Origin of the sequence: Pseudomonas sp. S31 (assembly GCF_016648105.1) — a bacterium.
GTDB lineage: Bacteria > Pseudomonadota > Gammaproteobacteria > Pseudomonadales > Pseudomonadaceae > Aquipseudomonas.
The window spans coordinates 411,754-431,956 of record NZ_JACVVE010000001.1 but is presented as its reverse complement, the minus strand read 5'-3'; the positions used below and the strand labels follow the sequence as shown (position 1 = coordinate 431,956).

The following is a 20,203-nucleotide window of genomic DNA, read 5'->3' as shown; positions in this document are numbered from 1 at the left end:
CAGGTAGTCGCATGAATGCGTTGTTCGCAAGTTCCCGCTCGCACCTCGGCAAGATGGTGTCGATCGGCCTCGTTTCCCTTTATGGCCATGGCGCATTGGCCGCCGTACAAGACGATGCCCTGGAGACCGTGGTGGTCACCGGCACCCGCGTCGAAAAACGCACGGTGGCACAGAGCCTGGCTCCCATCGATGTGATCAGTGCCGACGACCTGGCCCGCAGCGGCAAGCAGAACCTGCGTGATGCGCTGGCTGCACAGGTACCTTCCTACACCAATGACGCAGGTTTCACCGGGGCCACCGGGATCGCGGTCAAGTCAGCCACCTTGCGCGGCCTGGGCGGCAACGCCGTGCTGGTACTGGTCAACGGCAAGCGTCGACACAACACCGCACAGATCTTCCATCAAGCCTCGAGTACGGCCAACGGCCAGTCGCCTGTCGACCTCGACCTGATTCCAGTGGCGGCGGTGGACCACATCGAGGTGCTTCGCGATGGCGCGGCGGCGCAGTACGGTTCCGACGCCATTGCCGGTGTCATCAACATCATCCTCAAGCGTAATGCCAGCGGCGGCCAGGCCAGCGCCGTGTACGGGCAGTATGGGCAGCGCGAGGGCAGCAAGGGCAACTTCGGCGCCACCGGGCAGACTTCGATCAACCAGGGCTTCGAATTGCCCAACGAAGGCTTCTTCAACCTCAGCGCCGATATCAAGATCCAGGAAACCAGCAATGTCGCCGGTGCCGTGCCTGATCGCACCAGAATCTACCCAGGCGACGACCCGCGCGAGTACGGCAAGAGCCGCTACCGGCAGATCATGGGCCAGCCGCGGGTGCAGACCTACAATGCCTCGTACAACATGGAACTCCCGCTGAACGAGGCACTGGACTTCTACTCGTTCTCGACCTTCAGCCACCGTGATTCCACCGGCTTTGGCACCTTCCGCACGGCAGTGTCGGCGCAGAACATCCCCGACATCTACCCCGACGGTTTCCAGCCCAAGTTCCGTTCGGTGGAGGACGACTTCCAGGGCGTGTTCGGCCTCAAGGGCAACGACCTGCTCGGCTGGGACTGGGACGCCTCGACCAGCTGGGGTCGCAACGACCTGCACCTGCACAACGACGACTCGCTCAACGCCTCGTTCGGCCCCGACAGCCCCACCGACTTCGACAACGGCCAGGCGATCTTCAGCCAGTGGACCAACAACCTGGACGTCAACCGCGCATTCGATACCGGGCTGTTCAAGGCGCCGCTGCAGGTGGGCGCAGGCCTTGAATACCGCACCGACACCTACCAGATCCGTGCCGGTGAATACGCCTCCTATGCCGACGGTGGCTATATCTATCCCGAGGGCTCGGCGAATGCCGGCAAACGACCGAACTCCGGCTCGGCCGGGTGGGGCGGCTTCAGTCCTGCAGCGGCAGGTAGCTGGGATCGCAGCAACACCGCAGGCTACGTCGACCTCACACAAAAGTTCACCGACGCCTGGGAAGTGAGCGTGGCAGGGCGCTTCGAGCACTACAGCGACGTTGGCGATACCGCCAGCGGCAAACTGTCTACGCGCTACCAGCTGACTCCAACCCTGGCCGTGCGCGGCACCATCAACAACGGTTTCCGCGCACCATCGCTGCAACAGCAGCATTTCTCCTCGAGCACCTCGGCCTGGGGCTCCAGCCCGATCACCGGCGAGTTGCAGCAGCAGGTGACAAACTATGCCGCCCCAGGGTCCGCGGCGGCCGCAGCACTGGGCTCGAAGAAGCTCAAACCGGAAAAGTCGCGCAACTACAGTGTCGGCTTCGTCGCCACGCCTGCCAGCAACCTCGACCTGACGGTGGACTTCTACCAGATCGACATCAAGGACCGCATTCTCCAGACCAGCTCGCTCAGTGGCCTCAACGACCCGAACATCGCCGCCATCCTCGCTGCTGCCGGCCTGGACACCAACCAGAGCGTGGTCTACTACGGCAACCTCGCTGACACCCGCACTCGTGGCATCGACCTGGTGGCCGACTACCGCGCCGAGTACGGCCCCTGGGGGCGTGGCAAGTGGACCCTGACCAGCACCCAGCAGTTGCATGAGATCCGCGACATCAAGGAGCCCGATTCGCTCGCCGGCACCGGCGTGCAGGTGCTGGGGCGCGACAAGCAGGGCAACCTGGAAAGCGCCTTCCCGAAGAACAAGACGTCGTTGCAGCACACCTGGTTCATCGACGACTTCGAGGTCACCCTCAAGGAAACCCGCTACTCGTCGGTCACCGGCAAGAGCCAGTACAACGCCAACCGCGACGAGAAGATCAAGCCGGCCTTCATCACCGACCTGGACGTCGGCTACAACGTCAGCGACCAGCTCAAGGTTTCGGTGGGCGGCCTGAACATCTTCAACGAGCGGCCCGAGCAGCTGTCTGCGCAAGCCAAGCTGTACTACCTGTTCCCGGTCGACAACCCGGCCTACAGCTGGTACTCGCCTTACGGCGTGGACGGTGGCTACTACTACGCACGGCTGGACTACTTCTGGTGAGTCCAGCGCCTCGGCACCTTTCCCGAACCCCGCAAGGAGGGCGAACGCCTATGGCCCAGCCACAACCGCAACCTGCATTCGCGCGCGACCGCTTCCCCACCCCGCGCGACTACCCGGACAGCCCGCTCAGCCAGGCCCTGCGCCAGCCGCTGATGCTCGGACTGTTCCTCAACATGCAGGACATCCGCCTGAGCGACTACCCGACCTCCAACACCTGGACGTTCGACTACAACCTGGCCATCGTCCAGCAGGCCGAGGCGCTGGGCTTCGACCTGGCGTTCAGCCGCACCCAGTGGCTGCCCAAGGGCGGCTATGACGGCGAGGCCTCGCTGGACTCGTTCATCGCCCTCGGTGCCATGGCCGCAGCCACCCAGCGCATGCTGCTGATCTCGACCATTCACGTGCTGTACGGCCCGTTGCACCCGCTGCACCTGGCCAAGTACGGTTCCACGCTCGACCATATCGCCAAGGGGCGCTGGGGTATCAATATCGTCACCGGGCACCGGCCGGTCGAACACGAGATGTTCGGCAAGCCGCAGATCGAACACGACCAGCGCTACGAACTGGCCGGTGAGTTGTTCGATGTGCTCAATACGTTGTGGACCCACCCGGACAACTTCAGCTACGAAGGTCGGCACGGCTGGAAGATCAAGGACGGCTATATCACGCCCAAGCCGCTGTATGGCCGGCCGGTACTGGTCACCGCCACAGGTTCGGGTGCCGGTATCGACTTTGCCGCCCAGCACTCGGACCTGGTGTTCGTCACCAATTCCTCGGGTTCGGGCATCCGCGAGGTGCTCGAAGACCTGCCGGCGCACGTGGCGCGGGTCAAGGCCCGCGCCGCCGAGTACGGGCGCGAAGTGAAGGTGATCATCAACCCGATCGTGGTCAGCCGCGACAGCGAAGCCGAAACCCGAGCCTATCTGGAGGGCATCACCGGCAACAAGGTGACCAGCAGCTTCGGCACCCACACCGCCTACGCCAGCGATGCCCACGCCTGGCGCGAGCGCGGCGGTGCACGCAACACCGGCCTCGGCCTGGGCGGTAACATCGAGATCGTCGGCACGCCCGACCAGGTGGTGGAACAACTGGCGGCGCTGAAGGCGGCGGGCATCGACGGGGTACAACTCAACTTCCATGACTTTGCCAAGGACCTGGCCCACTTCGGCCAGCAGATCCTGCCGCGGCTCAAGGCTGCCGGGCTGCGCCTGTGATTGCGGATCGAGCGGGAGACCGTCCATGAACGCCGTGGTGCCCTTGAACGACCTTGCCCAGCCTTTGCTGCGAGTCGACAACCTGCGGGTACGCTATGGCCAGCATGCGGCGGTCAAGGGCGTGAGTTTCAGCGTGGCTCGTGGAGAAACACTGGCTCTGGTCGGTGAGTCCGGTTGCGGCAAGTCGACTACGGCCATGGCGATCCTGCGGCTGTTGGGTGGGCGGGCGCGGCTGGAAGGTCGGGTGGACTTCGATGGCCAGGACCTGGCCGCGCTCAGCGACCAGCAGCTGCGCGAACTGCGCGGCAACCGCATCGCCATGGTGTTCCAGGATCCTATGACCTCGCTCAATCCGGTGTTGAGCATCGGCCAGCAGATCGTCGAGGTGTTGCGTCGGCATCGCCGCCTGGGGCAGCGCGCCGCACGCGACGAAGCCCTGAAGTTGCTGCAGCGGGTGCGCATTCCACACGCCGAGCAGCGCCTGGACGACTACCCGCACAATCTCTCCGGTGGCCAGCGGCAGCGGGTGATGATCGCCATTGCACTGGCGTGCAACCCGGCGCTACTGATCGCCGACGAGCCCACCACTGCGCTCGACGTGACCGTGCAGGCGCACATCCTCCAGTTGCTGCGTGAACTCAGCCAGGAATACGCCATGGGCTTGTTGCTGATCACCCACGACCTCGGGGTGGTCGGGCAATGGGCCGACCGGGTGGCGGTGATGCACGATGGGCGAATCGTCGAGACCGACAGCGCCGAGCGCATTTTCACCGCACCACGGCATCCCTATACCCAAGGACTGCTGGGCGCCTCGTTGCGCCTGGATGGCGATCGCCATTACCTGCGTCAGGGGCTGCCGGAGATCCGCGTCAGCCGCGCGCAGGGCCAGGCCACGCGCTTCGAGCTGCACCACCCGGCACGCCAGCCCGGTGCTGGGGCGCCTGTGGCGCCAGGTAACCCGGTGCTGGAGGTACGGGGGCTGGTCAGCGAATATGTGCAGCGCCAGGGCAAGGTGAAGGCGGTCAACGATGTGTCGTTCGTCATCCGCCCTGGCGAGACCCTGGGCCTGGTCGGCGAGTCCGGCTGCGGCAAGTCCACCTTGAGCAAGACCATCCTCGGCCTGATCGCCAGCAGTCGCGGCGAGGTGTTGCTCGACGGTCAGCGGGTCAGTGGCCTCAGCGATCGCCAATGGCGCGCCTACCGGCCGCTGGTACAGATGGTGTTCCAGGATCCGTACGGCTCGCTCAACCCGCGTCACAGCGTGTACAGCATCCTCGATGGCGTATTACGCCAGCATGGCGAGCGCTCGGCGCAGGCGCGTAGCGCGCGGATACACGAAACTTTGCAGCGGGTCGGCTTGCCAGCCGATGCTGCCTGGAGGTACCCGCACGAGTTCTCCGGCGGCCAGCGCCAGCGTATCGGCATTGCCCGGGCGCTGATCCTGCGGCCAAAACTGGTGATCCTCGACGAAGCGGTATCCTCGCTCGATGTCTCGGTGCGCGCGCAGATCCTCAACCTGCTGGCCGAGCTCAAACAACAGTTCAACCTGTCGTATCTGTTCATTTCCCATGACCTGGCGGTGGTCAAGTACATGGCCGACCGGGTGCTGGTGATGCACGACGGGCGCATCGTCGAGGAGGGCAGTCAGAGCATCTGGCAAGAGGCCGCCCATGCCTATACGCGCACGCTGATCGGCGCAGTGCCGGTGCCACGCTTCGGCACGGCCAGCGCGACAGAAGAATCCATCCCCCATATCGACCCAGCCTGGCACGCGTTGCCGGTGGCGGTCCTGTTGTCCCGTTTCGCTGTCTAGGCTGACCCTGGACGCTTGAACCACCAAGGAGCAAACATGAGCACGCTGCAATACCGCAACCTGGGCCGCCATGGCATCAAGGTCTCGCCGATCACTCTGGGTACCATGATGTTCGGCGGGCAGACCCCGAACGACGTCGCCCAACGCATCGCCGACAAGGCCTTCGCCCAGGGCGTCAATTTCATCGACACCGCCAACGGTTACAACGGCGGCGCCTCTGAAGAAGTGGTAGGGCGCCTGATCGCCGCGCGCCGCAACCAATGGGTGCTGGCGACCAAGTTCGTCAACCCCAACCCAGGCGGGCAGGGGCCTAACGACCAGGGTGCCTCGCGGCACAATGTGATCCAGTCGGTCGAGGCCAGCCTCAAGCGCCTGAACACCGACTACATCGACCTGCTCTACCTGCATCGCGAGGATCACGCCACGCCGGTGGAGGAAACCCTTCGGGCGCTGGGCGACCTGATCCGCGCGGGCAAGATTCGCAGCTACGGCTTGTCCAATCACCGCGCCTGGAAGCTCGCCGAGTTCAGCCGTACTGCCGACCTGCTGGGCATCGAGCGGCCAAGCGCCAGCCAGCCGCTGTACAACCTGGCCAACCGCCAGATCGAGAACGAGCACCTGCCTGCCGCCGACTACTACGGCATTGGCGTAGTGTCCTACAGCCCCTTGGCGCGAGGCGTGCTCACTGCCAAGTACGCGCCGGACCAACCGCCTGCCGAAGGCACCCGCGCCGCGCGCAACGACAAGCGCCTGGCGCAGACCGAATGGCGTCCCGAGTCGCTCGACCTGGCCCAGCGCGTGCGTGCGCATGCCGAGGCCCGGGGCATCACCCCGGGGCAGTTCGCCCTGGCCTGGGTGCTGAACAACCGTCTGATCACCTCGGCGATTGCCGGGCCGCGGACCGAGGCGCAATGGGATGACTATGTCCCAGCACTGAATTATGCGTTCACCGCCGAGGACGAAGCGTTCATCGACGACCTGGTGGTGACCGGGCATTCGTCGACGCCGGGATACAACGACCCGAGCCATCCTTTCCATGGGCGCCAGTCGCGCGTTTGAGGGACGATGCCATGAGCCATGTTTCGCCTGAATCTCAGGTAGCGGTTGATACCCTGTGGTACACCCGCTGCCCGGTTCCCACCACGTCCGGCATCGCCCAGCACAAGCGTTGGCTGCAGAACGCCTTTGCGGCACAAGGCATCATTCTCGACTCCATTCGCGCCTCCCAGGACCGAGCAGTGCGGGAGTCGCATTTTCGCCATAGCCTGCCTGGTAGCTTCCGTGAGGGTGGCAACGTGCCGCCGATCTGGGCACGTGCCAATGGCCAGGATACGGCGGTAGTGGGGATCACCTGGGTCGATGAAAGGCAACTGGTGCTGGTTCGCGACGATGCCGATATTCGTAGCGCGGCCGATTTGCGCGGGCGCCGCCTGGGGTTGGTGCGCAAGGCGGCGGGCGATCTGGTCGATGTGGGGCGCGCCGAGGCCCTTCGGGGGCTGTTGAGTGCGCTGGAAATCGGCGAGGTGCCGCGCGATTCGGTGCACTTCGTCGACATCGAAGCACCGGAGTGGGAGCTCAAGGAAGCTGGCGCGGCCGGGCAAGATCATCACGCCTTGCCGATTCAGGCGCTGCAAGCCGGCGTGGTGGACGCGATCTTCATCAAGGGCGCTGCGGTGGCCAAAGCCTTAACCCAGGGTCTGCGACCGATCATCGACCTCAACGAGCAGGCCGACCCGATGCTGCGCCTGAGCGCCGGGTCGCCGCGCCCGGTCACTGTCGACCGGCAGACTCTGGCGCACGCTCCCGAACGGGTGGCGCGTTACCTGGCAGTGCTACTGAAGACGGCGCAATGGGCGGTGCAGAACCCAGACCCAGTCGTTGCGGTGGTTGCTGCGGAAACGGGCGTGGCGGCCGAGGATGTGCGCCTGGCGTTCGGGCCGCGATTGCATCTGTCGTTCGAGCCGCAGTTGTCGGCGGTGTACGTCGAGGGGTTGCGGCGGCAGAAAGCGTTTCTGCTGGCCGAAGGGTTCCTTGTACGGGATTTCGATTTCGATAGCTGGATCGACCCGGCACCGTTGGCGCATGCGGCGGCGTTGGTGGACCAGGTTGTGCTGGAATCCTGACCGCATCGCGTTGCGTGTGAGAGTTGATCCTGCAAGATCGCGTTGCCTTCTTCGCGGGTAAACCCGCTACAGGGTCACAGCGCGCCTGTAGGAGGGGTTTACCCGCGAAGAGGCCACTACTGATAAAAAGCAATTTAAAACACATTCGCATATTAGCTTAGCTCTAAAATCAATTTCATTTATCTAAAAGCAATCGCTACAGTGACCTCCTGTTCAGCATTCTTTCCAGGAGTACAGGATGTCCGTGCGTGCCCGTCTTTCAGTTTTTCTCGTTGCCTCGCTACTCGCGGTCCAAGGGATCGCCGACGAACGCCTGACCCTGCGTATCGGTGACCAGAAGGGCAACATGCGCGCCCAGTTGGAAGCCGCCGATGCGCTGCGCGACCTGCCATACGACATCCACTGGGCCGAGTTCCCGGCTGCGGCACCCTTGGCCGAGGCGCTCAATGCCGGCGCCATCGATGCTGGCATCATCGGCGATGCACCGCTGCTGTTCGTGCTGGCCTCCGGCGCTCCGGTCAAGGCCATCGCCGTGGACAAGGCCGACCCCTACGGCACCGCGGTACTGGTGCGCCCCGATTCAGGCCTGAAAAGCGCTGTCGACCTCAAGGGCAAACGCATTGCCACCGGGCGTGGTTCCATCGGCCATCACATCGCGCTCAAGGCGCTGGACCAGGTGGGCCTCAGCGAGAAGGACGTGGAGTTCCGCTTCCTCGGCCCGGTCGATGCCAAGATCGCCCTGGCCAATGGCTCGGTCGATGCCTGGGCGACCTGGGAACCCTACACCGCGTTGGCCGAACTGAGCGGGCAGGGCCGGGTGCTGGTCAGCGGCCGCGGGTTGTCCAGCGGCAACAGCTTCCTCGCTGCGACCGACAAGGCCCTGGACGATCCGGCGCGGCGCGCGGCGCTGCAGGACTACCTGGCACGCCTGGCAACGGCCCAGGTCTGGGCCTACCAGCACCTGGACAGCTATTCGCGAACCCTGGCCGCGATCATCGGCTTCCCGCAGGAGGCTGCGCGCCTGCAATTCGAACGCCGCCAGCTGCATTGGCAGGCCATCGATGACAAGACCGTCGGCGAGCAACAGGAAACCGCCGATTTCTATCACGCCCACGGCCTGATGAACCAACCCCTGGACGTGGCGCCGACCTTCGCCAGGGGTTTCGCCGTGCCTGCGAACGACACCGTTGCGGCCCAACACTGATTCGGGATGATGCCCATGCTCAACCTCAAGCGCCTGCGTTACCTCACCCTGGGCCTGCTGGCCGGAGCCTTGCTGCCGTCACTGGCCAACGCCGAACAGACCTTGCGTATCGGCTACCAGAAGTCTTCCACCCTGCTGACCCTGCTCAAGGCACGCGGCACCCTGGAGCAACGCCTGCAGGCACAAGGCATTCGCGTCACCTGGCACGAGTTCCCCAGCGGCCTGCCGCTGTTGGAAGCGCTGAACCTGGGCAATGTCGACCTGTCCGCGGACGTCGCCGATACCGTGCCGGTGTTCACCCAGGCGGCCGGTGCCAAACTGACCTACTTCGCCCGTGAAGCGCCTTCGCCGTCGGCCCAGGCGATCCTGGTGCCCGCCGATTCATCGCTCAAGACATTGGCCGACCTGAAGGGCAAGCGCATCGCGGTGACCAAGGCGGCTGGCAGCCACTACCTACTGATCCAGGCGCTGGCCAAGGCCGGCCTGAGCTTCAAGGACATCACGCCGGCGTACCTGATTCCGGCCGACGGGCGTGCCGCCTTCGAGAACCACAAGGTCGATGCCTGGGTTACCTGGGACCCCTACGTAGCCAGTGCCCAGCGCCAGCAGAATGCCCGTATTCTGTCCGATGGCACCGGTCTGGCGAGCTACCAGCGCTACTACCTGGCCGGTAGCGACTACGCCAAGGCACACCCAGAGGTACTCGAACAGGTCTACCAGGCGTTGCGTGAAATAGGCGTGTGGACCAAGGCCAATCCTGGCGCAGCAGCCCGGGTCCTGGGGCCGCTGTGGGGCAACCTGGATAGCGCCACGGTGCAGCAGGCCAACGCCCGGCGCAGCTACGACGTGCAGCCGGTGAAGCTGGAAAACCTGGGTGAGCAGCAGCGTATTGCCGATGCTTTCTACCGCGAGGGGCTGCTGCCCAAACCGGTGGATGCACGGGCGGTGACCGTGTTCGAGCCACGCTCGGCGCAGTGAGTGGGCCAGGCCGGCAGGGCTCTGCCGACCAGGATCAGCAACCCTTACAAGTCTAGCTCGCTGAGCCCTGGATGGTCGTCCGGACGGCGGCCCAGGGGCCAGTGGAACTTGCGCTCGGCCTCGCTGATGGGGTGTTCGTTGATGCTCGAGTGGCGGTACTGCATCAGGCCGTCCTCGGCGAATTCCCAGTTCTCGTTGCCATAGGCGCGGAACCATTGGCCGCTGTCGTCGTGGTACTCGTAGGCATAGCGCACGGCGATGCGGTTGCCGGTGAAGGCCCACAGTTCCTTGATCAGGCGGTATTCCAGTTCGTGGTTCCACTTGCGGGTCAGGAACGCCTGAACCTGGTCACGACCACGGGAAAACTCCACGCGGTTGCGCCACACGGTATCGACGGTGTAGGCCAGCGCGACTTTGGCCGGGTCACGGCCGTTCCAGCCATCTTCGGCCAGGCGGACCTTTTCGATGGCGCTTTCGCGGGTAAAGGGTGGCAGGGGTGGACGGGACATCGCGGCTTCCTCGGGCTTGGGGATGGATACAAAGCGTAGTCCGCCCGCCGAGCGTGGAGAATATCCGCGGGCTGCACATCATAATTGCGCCGGGCGGAACAGCCAGGTTCAGCGCACCTGCGCGGCGTGGTCGAGGTTGTCCAGCATCAGCTCGAAGAATGGGTTGGAGGTCGCGCGGGAAAAACTGCCGGCATCGAGGATCAGCGCGCCGCGTTCGCCGCGCATGCTCAGGGTGCCCAGGTTGACGCCGTAGTTTTCCGCTGGGCTGGGCTGTTGGCCATAGAGTGCATCATCGAGCGGGAAGGGCAACGCGACATGCGACAGCGAGAACAGTCCGCTGGGGTAGCTGGCATCGAGCAGTTGTTCTTCGGCCTCGGTCGAGCCTGCGGCATAGCGCAGCGACTTGAGCCGGGCATCGCCGGGCCCGCGGGTGGCCAGCAGGGTGCGGGCATAGTCGCGGGCTGGGGCGGCGAATAGGCGCTCACGCAGGGTCGCCACTGCCGGGCGCAGCATTTCGTCGATGCCGAGCGAGGCATTGGTGTCGAAGATCACCAGTTCGCTGCCGTTGGCCGGCAAGCGGTCGTAGAGGTCGGTCTGGATCGCCGCAGTGCTTACCGTACCGTCGACCAGTGACTGGTAGGTGACGATCGGGGCCAGCGCCTGTAAGCCCTGCGGATCCCTGGAAGCTTCCAGCAGTTGCTGGCGCACCGCTTCGGTCAGCTCGTACGACTGGCGCGCCGCATTCACCGGGAACGAGTTGTACTTGAAGGGGTTGAACTCGGGCAGCACGCTCAGCCAGGCCGCGTTGGCGAACGCCGGGAACAGCGCTGGCAGGCCGGCGATGCCGGCGAAACGGGCGAAGCGGCTGACGCCGATCATCGGCGAAATCAGCACCAGGTGCTGGGGCCGGGCCAGGTCGGGCGTGGCCAGTGCGTCCAGGGCGTACTTGACCGCCAGCGCACCGCCATTCGAGAAGCCGACCAGATACAGCGGCTGGCCTGGCGCACGACGGGTAGCCTCGCGTACCGCCAACCGGGTGGCGGCCATCCAGTCTTCCCAGTGGGCATCGGTCAGGCCGGCGGGCACCGTACCATGGCCGGGCAGGCGTATGGCGACCACCACGTAGCCTTTGGCCTGGAAGTGGCTGGCCAGGTGACGCAGGCTGTAAGGCGAGTCGGTCAGGCCGTGCAGCAGTACCACCGCGCCCTTGGCCGCCTGGCTGGGTTCGGTGATGTAGGAGCGGTTCCAGTCGTGGGTGAGGTTGCCTGGGTAGACCCGGCTGCTGGCATCGAAGCGATTGAAGGCCGTGGTTCGCTCGCTTGGCGGGTGTTCGCGCATCTCCTTTTCCAACGCCTTGAACAGGCGTGCCTCGGCCGTCACGTAGCCGGCCCAATCACTGTGATCGATGGCGTCGGCATCCAGCTCGTCGGGCACGTAGGTGTGCCACGGCTCGAGGCGAAAGTCGGCGATCGCGGTAATGCGAAAGCCGAACAGGGCCACCAGCAACAATGCCAGCACCAGGAACACCAAGCAAACCATCAGCCGCCGCATCGATCTTGTATCTCCCTGTTAAGTGACGCTCCAAGCAGGTGGCGTTTTACCCCGGCGCCGGCTAGTGTCTCAACACCTTCCCCACGAGACCTTGCGCATGAACTGGGCGTCAGCTGCAGGCATTGGCCTGCTCGCGGTAAGTCTGGCCGCAACCGCCAACGATAGCGAACGTGAAGGTGACTACTGGTACATCCAGACCAGCGTCTGGACCAAGCACTGGACCCATGACCCTGACCACAACAACCATCAGGAGCTGGTCGGCGTCGAACGGGTGTACACCGACGGGGTGCTCTGGGGCGCCGCGACCTTCAAGAACTCGTTCTACCAACGCTCGTACTATGCCTACCTCGGCAAGATCTGGGAACACGACCGCTATCCGGTGTACGTGAAGCTCAGCGCTGGCTTGATCGAGGGCTACAAGGGCGAGTACCAGGACAAGATCCCGCTCAACCACCTGGGCGTCGCCCCGGTGATCATTCCTTCGCTCGGCGCCCACTGGGGGCCAGTGGGCGCCGAGTTCGTGATCCTTGGCGCGGCGGCCGGGATGGTCAACGTCGGGTTGCGCTTCTAGCGGTCAGTCCCACTCGGGCGCCAGGCTGGCTGGGCTGACTTCGCGGCCATTGCGTTCGAGCTTGGCGATGCGCGCCATGTCCTCGGCGTCCAGTTTCAGTTGCTGGGCGAGCAGGTTGCTGGCCAGGTTCTCGCGCTTGGTGGACGACGGAATCACCGCGTAGCCCAGTTGCAGTGCCCAGGCCAGAGCCACCTGGGCGACGGTGGCCTTGTGCTTGGCGGCGATGTCGGCCAGCACCGGGTCCTTGAGCACCTTGCCATAGGCCAGGGTCATGTACGAGGTGACGGTGATGCCTTGTTCCTTGAGGAACGCCGCCAGCTTGGTGTTCTGCAGGTACGGGCTGAGCTCGATCTGGTTGGTGGCGATCTCGCCTTTGCCCACCACCTCGATGGCTTGCCGGGTCAACTCGATATTGAAGTTCGACACGCCGATCTGGCGGGTCAGGCCCAGCTTCTTGGCTTCGGCCAATGCGCTCATGTATTCGCGCAGCTCGACGCCGTTGCCTGGCGCGGGCCAGTGGATCAGCAGCAGGTCGACGTGGTCGGTACGCAGTTTCTCCAGGCTTTCACGCAGGCTTGGCAACAGCTTGTCGGCGGCGTAGTTGTCGACCCAGATCTTGGTCGTGATGAACAGCTCGCTGTGCGGCACGCCGCTCTCGGCGATGGCCTGGCCGACGTCGGCTTCGTTCTTGTAGATCTGCGCGGTGTCGATGACGCGATAGCCCAGCTCCAGGGCGGTCTTGACCGAGTCGATCACGGCTTGGCCGGAGAGACGGAAGGTACCGAGGCCGAAGGAAGGGATGCTCATGGCGTTGCTCCTGCTCATAGGGGAGGGACCGGTAGAGCCTAGACGCTCCAGGCCGGTTGGTGTTCGAGTGCAGGAGAGTGTGCGGGTTTCGGCGGGATTGATTAAGACGGGGCAGAGCGAAGGTCATTTGACCAGGAGGCAAGAAACGCAACGGCCCGCCAAGTGGCGGGCCGTTGCTATAGCTTCGACGATCAGCGGCGGCGGAACAGCGGCAGCGGCTCGTCGGTGGCGGCCTGGTAGGTCACCGAGAAGTCCTTCAGGCCTTGCAGCGCGTCTTCCGGGTCCTTGTCGGCACGGATGGCGAAGGCATCGAAACCGCAACGGGCCAGGTAGAACAGCTGGTCGCGCAGTACGTCGCCGATGGCACGCAGCTCACCCTTGAACTTGTAGCGGTCACGCAGCAGGCGCGCGTTGGAGTAGTTGCGCCCGTCGGTGAAGGCCGGGAAGTTCAGTGCGATGACCTGGAAGTGCTCGACGTCGTCACCGATTTCCTCGGCTTGCTCGTCGCTGTCCAGCCACACGCCCAGGCCGCCGTCGCGGGCCTTGAGCACGTGGGCGTGGTCGCGCCACATCTGCAGCGGCACGATGTAGTCGTCGCAGTTGGTCAGCTCGTCGAACGAGGTTTCCTTGGGCAGCAGGTGCCAGGTTTCGTCGACGATCTGGTTGTTCTTAATGATTCGCTGCATAGACGCGCTCCTTGAAGGGGTCGATGCCGATACGCTGGTAGGTGTCGATGAAGCGTTCTTCTTCGGTACGTTGTTCGACGTACACGTTGATCAGCTTCTCGATCACGTCGGCCATTTGCTCCTGGGCGAACGATGGGCCGAGAATCTTGCCCAGGCTCGCGTCGCGCGCGGCGTTGCCACCCAGGGAGACCTGGTAGAACTCCTCGCCCTTCTTGTCCACCCCGAGGATGCCGATGTGGCCGACGTGGTGGTGGCCACAGGCGTTCATGCAACCGGAGATGTTCAGGTCGATCTCGCCGATGTCGAACAGGTAGTCCAGATCGTCGAAACGGCGCTGGATGGATTCGGCGATCGGGATCGACTTGGCGTTGGCCAGCGAGCAGTAGTCACCGCCCGGGCAGCAGATGATATCGGTCAGCAGGCCGATGTTCGGCGTGGCGAAACCGCCTTCGCGCAGTTCCAGCCACAGGGCGTGCAGCTGGCGCTGCTCGACGTCGGCGAGGATGATGTTCTGCTCGTGCGAGGTGCGCAGGAAGCCGAAGCTGTAGCGCTCGGCGAGGTCGGCCACGGCGTCCAGCTGCTTGTCGGTCAGGTCGCCTGGGGCGACGCCGGTCGGCTTCAGCGACAGGGTCACGGCGACGTAGCCCGGGCGCTTGTGGGCACGGGTGTTGCGCGAGCGCCAGCGGGCGAAGCCTGGGTTTTCTGCGTCCTGGGCGGCGTAGTCGACGTTGTCGAGGGCCAGGTAGTCCGGGTCGACGAAGTGGCGCGAGACGCGCTGTACTTCGTCTTCGGTCAGGGTGGTGTTGCCGCCACGCAGGTGGACCATTTCGGCCTCGACCTTTTCGGCGAACACTTCAGGGGTCAGTGCCTTGACCAGGATCTTGATCCGCGCCTTGTACTTGTTGTCACGACGACCGTAACGGTTGTACACGCGCAGGATGGCGTCGAGGTAGCTGATCAGGTCCTGCCAGGGCAGGAACTCGTTGATGAACGAACCGACCACCGGGGTACGGCCCAGACCACCGCCGACCAGCACGCGGAAGCCCAGCTCGCCGGCAGCGTTGCGCACCGGCTCCAGGCCGATGTCGTGCACTTCGATGGCGGCGCGGTCTTCCTTCGAGCCGTTGATCGCAATCTTGAACTTGCGCGGCAGGTAGGCGAATTCCGGGTGGAAGGTGGTCCACTGGCGAACGATCTCGCACCATGGGCGCGGGTCGATGATCTCGTCTGCAGCAACGCCAGCGAACTGGTCGGTGGTGGTGTTGCGCAGGCAGTTGCCGCTGGTCTGGATCGCGTGCATCTGCACGGTGGCCAGTTCGGCGAGGATCTCCGGGATATCTTCCAGCGCCGGCCAGTTGTACTGCACGTTCTGGCGGGTGGAGATGTGGGCATAGCCCTTGTCGTAGTCGCGGGCGATCTTGGCCAGTGTGCGAACCTGGCGCGCGTTCAGCTGGCCATACGGCACGGCGACGCGCAGCATCGGGGCGAAACGTTGGATGTAGAGGCCGTTCTGCAGGCGCAGAGGGCGGAATTCTTCTTCGCTCAGCTCACCGGCCAGGTAGCGGCGGGTCTGATCACGGAACTGCTTGACGCGGTCCTCGATGATCCGCTGATCGTACTCGTCGTATACGTACATAAAAGTCCTGTCTCAGGCTGCATGCAGCTATTCGCGCGCACGGCCGCGCACTCCGGTTCGGAGCCGGCGAACGATAGCAGGTTGTGTTTATGCGCTAAAGTGATGTTTTTGCATATGAAAAGAACCAAACGAACTAAGTGAGACTAACTGCCATTTGTAGCCGGTGATGCGCTGCAAAGACCCTGCTTGAGAGAAGGGCATTGCTCGTCTTAACTGTGGTGTGAAGTGCATTCCCCATAACACTACAAGAGGCAATGCAATGGGCAACTCAACCAAGGTCCGCAAAGCTGATAGCAGCGTCGATGCCTGGGCGATCCTGTGCCTGATCGTGCTGGTGGTGGTCACTGCCGTTTACTGGGTCAGCCACCAGTAGCCTTATCCTCAAGACCGTGAAGTACCTGTACCGGCCTCATCGCCGGCAAGCCTTCTTCCGCAATGAGGCTGGCTTGCTGGCGAGGGTCGTCGTCGCCTAGCGGGCGGTCAGGTGCAGGGCCAGTTGCACCAGCCCGATCAGCACCAGGATGAACACCAGGGTGAACAGGGTGCCGAGCACGATGAAGTGGCTCGCCTTGCCATGGGTGAAGTCGCGCGCGCGATTCTTGCCGCTCTGCACGCCAAAGGCGGCGGCGAGGATGCTGTGCAACATCTGCCAGAGGGTTGGCGGTTTGTCCTGGCCTTGGTCGTCCATGGGGGCTCCTGAGGGGGTTCAGAGGCGGTCAGGGACAGTCTAGGCGATCGTTCGGTGGTTGGCTGTGCCGGCCTCTTCGCGGGTAAACCCGCTCCTACAGGGCCGCACCGCCTGTAGGAGCGGGTTTACCCGCGAAACAGCCACACCGGTATCAGCTGTCGTAACCCAGGTTAGGCGCCAACCAGCGCTCGCTGACGCTCACTTCCTGGCCTTTACGTGCGCTGTAGCGCTCGATCTGGTCCTTGTCGACCTTGCCAACGGCAAAGTACTGCGCCTGCGGATGAGCGAAGTACCAGCCGCTGACCGCCGCCGCCGGGAACATCGCGAAGTGCTCGGTAAGGAACACGCCGCTCGGCCCGGTTTCGCCGATGGCGCTGCCGTCGAGCAGGCGGAACAGCGTGGCCTTCTCGGTGTGGTCCGGGCAGGCCGGGTAGCCTGGGGCAGGGCGGATGCCGCTGTACTGCTCCTTGATCAGCGCTTCGTTGTCCAGGTGCTCGTCGCGGGCATAGCCCCAGTGCTCCTTGCGCACCTGCTCGTGCAGCCACTCGGCGCAGGCCTCGGCCAGGCGGTCGGCCAGGGCCTTGACCATGATCGAGCTGTAGTCGTCGCCCTTGTCCTGGTAGGCCTTGGCCACTTCCTCGGCACCGATGCCGGCGGTGGTGATGAAGCCACCCACGTAGTCGGTGACGCCGCTTGCCTTCGGTGCGACGAAGTCGGCCAGCGACAGGTTCGGCTTGCCGTCGGGCTTGATGGTCTGCTGGCGCAGGTGGTGCAGGGTAGCCAGCGGCTGGCCGTCGTCGCCATAGACCTCGATGTCGTCGTCGGCGACCTGGTTGGCTGGCCAGAAGCCGAACACGGCGCGGGCGCTGATCAGCTTCTCGTCGATCAGCTTGTCGAGCATCTCGCGGGCATCCTTGTACAGGGCCGTGGCCGCTTCGCCGACCACTTCGTCGGTGAGGATGCGCGGGAACTTGCCGGCCAGGTCCCAGGAGATGAAGAACGGTGTCCAGTCGATGTACTCGGCCAGGGTGCGCAGGTCGATGTCTTGCAGCACCTTGACCCCGGTGAAGGAGGGCACCGCGGGCTGGTAGGCGGCCCAGTCGTATTGTGGCTTGGCCGCGATGGCCTTGTCGTAGCTCAGGCGCTCGGTGCGGGCGCTGCGGTTGGCGGTGCGCTCGCGGACTTCGACATACTCCTGGCGGGTCTTCTCGACGAAGCCCGGTTTCAGTTCCTTGGACAGCAGCTGGGTGGCCACGCCGACCGCACGCGAGGCGTCGGTGACGTAGATGACCGCATCGTTGTTGTACTTGGGCTCGATCTTCACCGCCGTATGCGCCTTGGAGGTGGTGGCGCCGCCGATCATCAGCGGCAGCTCGAAGCCCTGGCGCTGCATTTCCCGGGCGACGTGGACCATCTCGTCGAGCGACGGGGTGATCAGGCCGGACAGGCCGATGATGTCGCATTTTTCGTCGCGGGCGGTCTGCAGGATCTTCTCCGCCGGCACCATGACGCCGAGGTCCACGATGTCGTAGCCATTGCAGCCGAGCACCACGCCGACGATGTTCTTGCCGATGTCGTGCACGTCGCCCTTGACCGTGGCCATGAGAATCTTGCCCTTGGCTTCGGGTTTGTCGCCTTTCTCGGCCTCGATGAACGGAATCAGGTGGGCCACGGCCTGCTTCATCACGCGGGCCGACTTGACCACCTGGGGCAGGAACATCTTGCCGGCGCCGAACAGGTCGCCGACCACGTTCATGCCGTTCATCAGCGGGCCTTCGATGACCTCGATGGGGCGCGCGCACTGCTGGCGGCATTCTTCGGTGTCTTCGACGATGAACGCGGTGATGCCCTTGACCAGCGCATGCTCCAGGCGTTTTTCCACCGGCAGCGAGCGCCACTCTTCGTTTTCGACTTCCTTGGTGGCGCCGCCGCCCTTGTAGTCGTCGGCGATCGCCAGCAGGGCGTCGGTACCGTGCGGGGTGCGGTTGAGCACCACGTCCTCGACCTTCTCACGCAGGGCTGCGGGGATCTCGTCGTAGATCTCCAGCTGGCCGGCGTTGACGATACCCATGGTCAGGCCGTTCTGGATGGCGTGGTAGAGGAACACCGAGTGGATCGCCTCGCGCACCGGGTTGTTGCCGCGGAACGAGAACGACACGTTGGACACACCACCCGAGCTCAGCGCATGGGGCAGGTGATCGCGGATGTAGGCACAGGCCTCGATGAAATCGACGGCGTAGTTGTTGTGCTCCTCGATGCCGGTGGCGACGGCGAAGATGTTCGGGTCGAAGATGATGTCTTCCGGCGGGAAGCCCACTTCATTGACCAGGATGTCGTAGCTGCGTTGGCAGATTTCCTTCTTGCGCGCGGCGGTGTCGGCCTGGCCGACCTCGTCGAAGGCCATCACCACCACGGCGGCGCCGTAACGCTTGCACAGGCGGGCGTGGTGCTTGAACTGCTCCACGCCTTCCTTCATGGAGATCGAGTTGACGATGCCCTTGCCCTGGATGCACTTGAGGCCCGCTTCGATCACTTCCCACTTCGACGAGTCGATCATGATCGGCACGCGAGAGATGTCTGGTTCGCCAGCGATCAGGTTGAGGAAACGGACCATGGCGGCCTGGGAGTCGAGCATCCCTTCGTCCATGTTGATGTCGATCACCTGGGCGCCGGCCTCGACCTGCTGCAGGGCGACCTCCAGGGCTTCGGTGTAGTTCTCTTCACGGATCAGCCGGGCGAACTTGGCGGAACCGGTGATGTTGGTGCGCTCGCCGACGTTGACGAACAGCGACTGGCGATCGATGGTGAACGGTTCCAGGCCCGACAGGCGGCAGGCCTTGGCGATTTCCGGGATTTCGCGCGGGGGGTACTTGGCGACCGCCTCGGCGATGGCCTGGATGTGGCCGGGGGTGGTGCCGCAGCAACCGCCGATGATGTTGAGGAAGCCGCTGGCGGCGAATTCCTCGACCACCGCGGCCATTTCCGCTGGGGTCTCGTCGTATTCGCCGAAGGCGTTCGGCAGGCCGGCGTTGGGGTGGGCCGAGACGTGGGTATCGGCTTTGGTCGCCAGCTCTTCCAGGTACGGGCGCAGGTCCTTGGCGCCGAGCGCGCAGTTCAGCCCCACGGAAATCGGCTTGGCATGGCGCACCGAGTTCCAGAACGCTTCGGTGGTCTGCCCGGACAGGGTGCGGCCGGAGGCATCGGTGATGGTGCCGGAGATCATGATCGGCAGTTCGATGCCGTCGTCCTCGAACACCTGCTGCACGGCGAAGATCGCTGCCTTGGCGTTGAGGGTGTCGAAGATGGTCTCGATCAGCAGCAGGTCGGCGCCACCCTCGATCAGGCCGCGGGTGGCCTCGATGTAGTTCTCGACCAGTTCGTCGAAGGTGACGTTACGGTAGCCGGGGTCGTTGACGTCAGGGGAGATCGAGCAGGTGCGGCTGGTCGGGCCGAGCACGCCGGCGACGAAGCGCGGCTTGTCCGGGGTTTCCAGGGTCTTGGCGTCGGCCACCTGGCGGGCGATGCGCGCACCCTCGACGTTTAGCTCGTAGACTAGCGATTCCATGCCGTAGTCGGCTTGGGAAATCTGCGTGGCGTTGAAGGTGTTGGTCTCGAGAATATCGGCGCCAGCGTCCAGGTAGGCCTTTTCGATGGCCGCGATGACATCGGGGCGGCTCAGCAGCAGCAAATCGTTGTTGCCCTTGACATCGCTTGGCCAATCGGCAAAGCGCGTGCCACGATAGTCGTGTTCCTCGAGCCGGTAGCTTTGGATCATAGTACCCATGCCGCCGTCGAGGATCAGGATGCGCTCCTTGAGTGCGTTCTGGAGTGCTTGGAGACGAGCGCTGCGGTCGGACATGAGAACTACCTGGTCGGGCAAATATCAGAAGGTGCGGAATCATAGCAAAGCTGC

Annotated in this window: 15 protein-coding genes; 8 read left to right on the top strand and 7 right to left on the bottom strand. The window is 64.2% G+C overall.

Going from position 1 to position 20,203, the window contains the following annotated elements; translation table 11 throughout:
* Positions 1-11: 11 nt before the first annotated feature.
* The 7 genes from IAE37_RS01825 to IAE37_RS01795 all read left to right on the top strand — a co-directional run bounded on the left by IAE37_RS01825 (position 12) and on the right by IAE37_RS01795 (position 9,842).
* Positions 12-2,510: a TonB-dependent receptor plug domain-containing protein gene (locus IAE37_RS01825; RefSeq protein ID WP_236409722.1), complete on the top strand. Its 2,499-nt coding sequence runs from the start codon at positions 12-14 to the stop codon at positions 2,508-2,510.
* 50 nt (positions 2,511-2,560) lie between these two features.
* Positions 2,561-3,724, top strand: a complete 1,164-nt coding sequence (locus IAE37_RS01820) for an LLM class flavin-dependent oxidoreductase (RefSeq protein ID WP_201167979.1) — start codon at positions 2,561-2,563, stop codon at positions 3,722-3,724.
* A gap of 25 nt (positions 3,725-3,749) precedes the next feature.
* Positions 3,750-5,537: an ABC transporter ATP-binding protein gene (locus IAE37_RS01815; protein ID WP_201167976.1), complete on the top strand. Its 1,788-nt coding sequence runs from the start codon at positions 3,750-3,752 to the stop codon at positions 5,535-5,537.
* 36 nt (positions 5,538-5,573) lie between these two features.
* Entirely contained in the window at positions 5,574-6,596 is a 1,023-nt protein-coding gene (locus tag IAE37_RS01810; protein ID WP_201167971.1) for an aldo/keto reductase, read from the top strand.
* Between the two features lie 11 nt (positions 6,597-6,607).
* Positions 6,608-7,660, top strand: coding sequence for an ABC transporter substrate-binding protein (locus tag IAE37_RS01805; RefSeq protein WP_201167968.1), 1,053 nt, complete (start codon positions 6,608-6,610; stop codon positions 7,658-7,660).
* Positions 7,661-7,904: 244 nt separating this feature from the next.
* Complete coding sequence (locus IAE37_RS01800) at positions 7,905-8,864, top strand: ABC transporter substrate-binding protein (protein WP_201168517.1); 960 nt, start codon at positions 7,905-7,907, stop codon at positions 8,862-8,864.
* 15 nt (positions 8,865-8,879) lie between these two features.
* A complete protein-coding gene (locus IAE37_RS01795) occupies positions 8,880-9,842 on the top strand; it encodes an aliphatic sulfonate ABC transporter substrate-binding protein (RefSeq protein ID WP_201167965.1) in 963 nt (320 codons plus the stop codon).
* Positions 9,843-9,886: 44 nt separating this feature from the next.
* Here the strand turns inward: IAE37_RS01795 and IAE37_RS01790 are convergent, their stop codons facing one another.
* Complete coding sequence (locus IAE37_RS01790; RefSeq protein WP_201167962.1) at positions 9,887-10,351, bottom strand: nuclear transport factor 2 family protein; 465 nt, start codon at positions 10,349-10,351, stop codon at positions 9,887-9,889.
* 108 nt (positions 10,352-10,459) lie between these two features.
* A complete protein-coding gene (locus IAE37_RS01785; protein WP_201167948.1) occupies positions 10,460-11,890 on the bottom strand; it encodes an alpha/beta hydrolase in 1,431 nt (476 codons plus the stop codon).
* A gap of 109 nt (positions 11,891-11,999) precedes the next feature.
* On the opposite strand from IAE37_RS01785, the gene IAE37_RS01780 reads away from it, so the two are divergent.
* Positions 12,000-12,473, top strand: a complete 474-nt coding sequence (locus tag IAE37_RS01780) for a sn-glycerol-3-phosphate transporter (protein WP_201167945.1) — start codon at positions 12,000-12,002, stop codon at positions 12,471-12,473.
* A gap of 3 nt (positions 12,474-12,476) precedes the next feature.
* On the opposite strand, the gene dkgB is transcribed toward IAE37_RS01780, so the two are convergent.
* The 5 genes from dkgB to metH all read right to left on the bottom strand — a co-directional run bounded on the left by dkgB (position 12,477) and on the right by metH (position 20,149).
* Positions 12,477-13,280 carry a 2,5-didehydrogluconate reductase DkgB gene (gene dkgB, locus IAE37_RS01775; protein ID WP_201167942.1) on the bottom strand — a complete coding sequence of 268 codons (804 nt, stop codon included), beginning with the start codon at positions 13,278-13,280 and terminating at the stop codon, positions 12,477-12,479.
* Between the two features lie 191 nt (positions 13,281-13,471).
* Positions 13,472-13,966: a DUF934 domain-containing protein gene (locus IAE37_RS01770; RefSeq protein WP_136914153.1), complete on the bottom strand. Its 495-nt coding sequence runs from the start codon at positions 13,964-13,966 to the stop codon at positions 13,472-13,474.
* Positions 13,950-15,602 (bottom strand): nitrite/sulfite reductase, encoded by a 1,653-nt coding sequence (locus IAE37_RS01765; RefSeq protein ID WP_201167939.1) that lies wholly within the window; start codon positions 15,600-15,602, stop codon positions 13,950-13,952. The genes IAE37_RS01770 and IAE37_RS01765 overlap by 17 nt, the downstream gene beginning before the upstream one ends.
* Positions 15,603-16,071: 469 nt before the next feature.
* Positions 16,072-16,290, bottom strand: coding sequence for a DUF2970 domain-containing protein (locus IAE37_RS01760; protein ID WP_201167936.1), 219 nt, complete (start codon positions 16,288-16,290; stop codon positions 16,072-16,074).
* A 151-nt stretch (positions 16,291-16,441) separates the two neighbouring features.
* Positions 16,442-20,149 carry a methionine synthase gene (metH, locus tag IAE37_RS01755; protein ID WP_201167933.1) on the bottom strand — a complete coding sequence of 1,236 codons (3,708 nt, stop codon included), beginning with the start codon at positions 20,147-20,149 and terminating at the stop codon, positions 16,442-16,444.
* Between the last annotated feature and the right edge of the window lie 54 nt (positions 20,150-20,203).

Excerpts from the sequence above, each read along its gene's own strand:
- IAE37_RS01825 (WP_236409722.1), top strand. The coding sequence starts at position 12 with ATGAATGCGTTGTTCGCAAGTTCCCGCTCGCACCTCGGCAAGATGGTG.
- IAE37_RS01820 (WP_201167979.1), top strand. The coding sequence starts at position 2,561 with ATGGCCCAGCCACAACCGCAACCTGCATTCGCGCGCGACCGCTTCCCC.
- IAE37_RS01790 (WP_201167962.1), bottom strand. The coding sequence starts at position 10,351 with ATGTCCCGTCCACCCCTGCCACCCTTTACCCGCGAAAGCGCCATCGAA.
- IAE37_RS01815 (WP_201167976.1), top strand. The coding sequence starts at position 3,750 with ATGAACGCCGTGGTGCCCTTGAACGACCTTGCCCAGCCTTTGCTGCGA.
- IAE37_RS01765 (WP_201167939.1), bottom strand. The coding sequence starts at position 15,602 with ATGTACGTATACGACGAGTACGATCAGCGGATCATCGAGGACCGCGTC.
- IAE37_RS01785 (WP_201167948.1), bottom strand. The coding sequence starts at position 11,890 with ATGGTTTGCTTGGTGTTCCTGGTGCTGGCATTGTTGCTGGTGGCCCTG.
- IAE37_RS01780 (WP_201167945.1), top strand. The coding sequence starts at position 12,000 with ATGAACTGGGCGTCAGCTGCAGGCATTGGCCTGCTCGCGGTAAGTCTG.
- dkgB (WP_201167942.1), bottom strand. The coding sequence starts at position 13,280 with ATGAGCATCCCTTCCTTCGGCCTCGGTACCTTCCGTCTCTCCGGCCAA.
- IAE37_RS01810 (WP_201167971.1), top strand. The coding sequence starts at position 5,574 with ATGAGCACGCTGCAATACCGCAACCTGGGCCGCCATGGCATCAAGGTC.
- IAE37_RS01795 (WP_201167965.1), top strand. The coding sequence starts at position 8,880 with ATGCTCAACCTCAAGCGCCTGCGTTACCTCACCCTGGGCCTGCTGGCC.
- IAE37_RS01770 (WP_136914153.1), bottom strand. The coding sequence starts at position 13,966 with ATGCAGCGAATCATTAAGAACAACCAGATCGTCGACGAAACCTGGCAC.
- metH (WP_201167933.1), bottom strand. The coding sequence starts at position 20,149 with ATGTCCGACCGCAGCGCTCGTCTCCAAGCACTCCAGAACGCACTCAAG.
- IAE37_RS01805 (WP_201167968.1), top strand. The coding sequence starts at position 6,608 with ATGAGCCATGTTTCGCCTGAATCTCAGGTAGCGGTTGATACCCTGTGG.
- IAE37_RS01760 (WP_201167936.1), bottom strand. The coding sequence starts at position 16,290 with ATGGACGACCAAGGCCAGGACAAACCGCCAACCCTCTGGCAGATGTTG.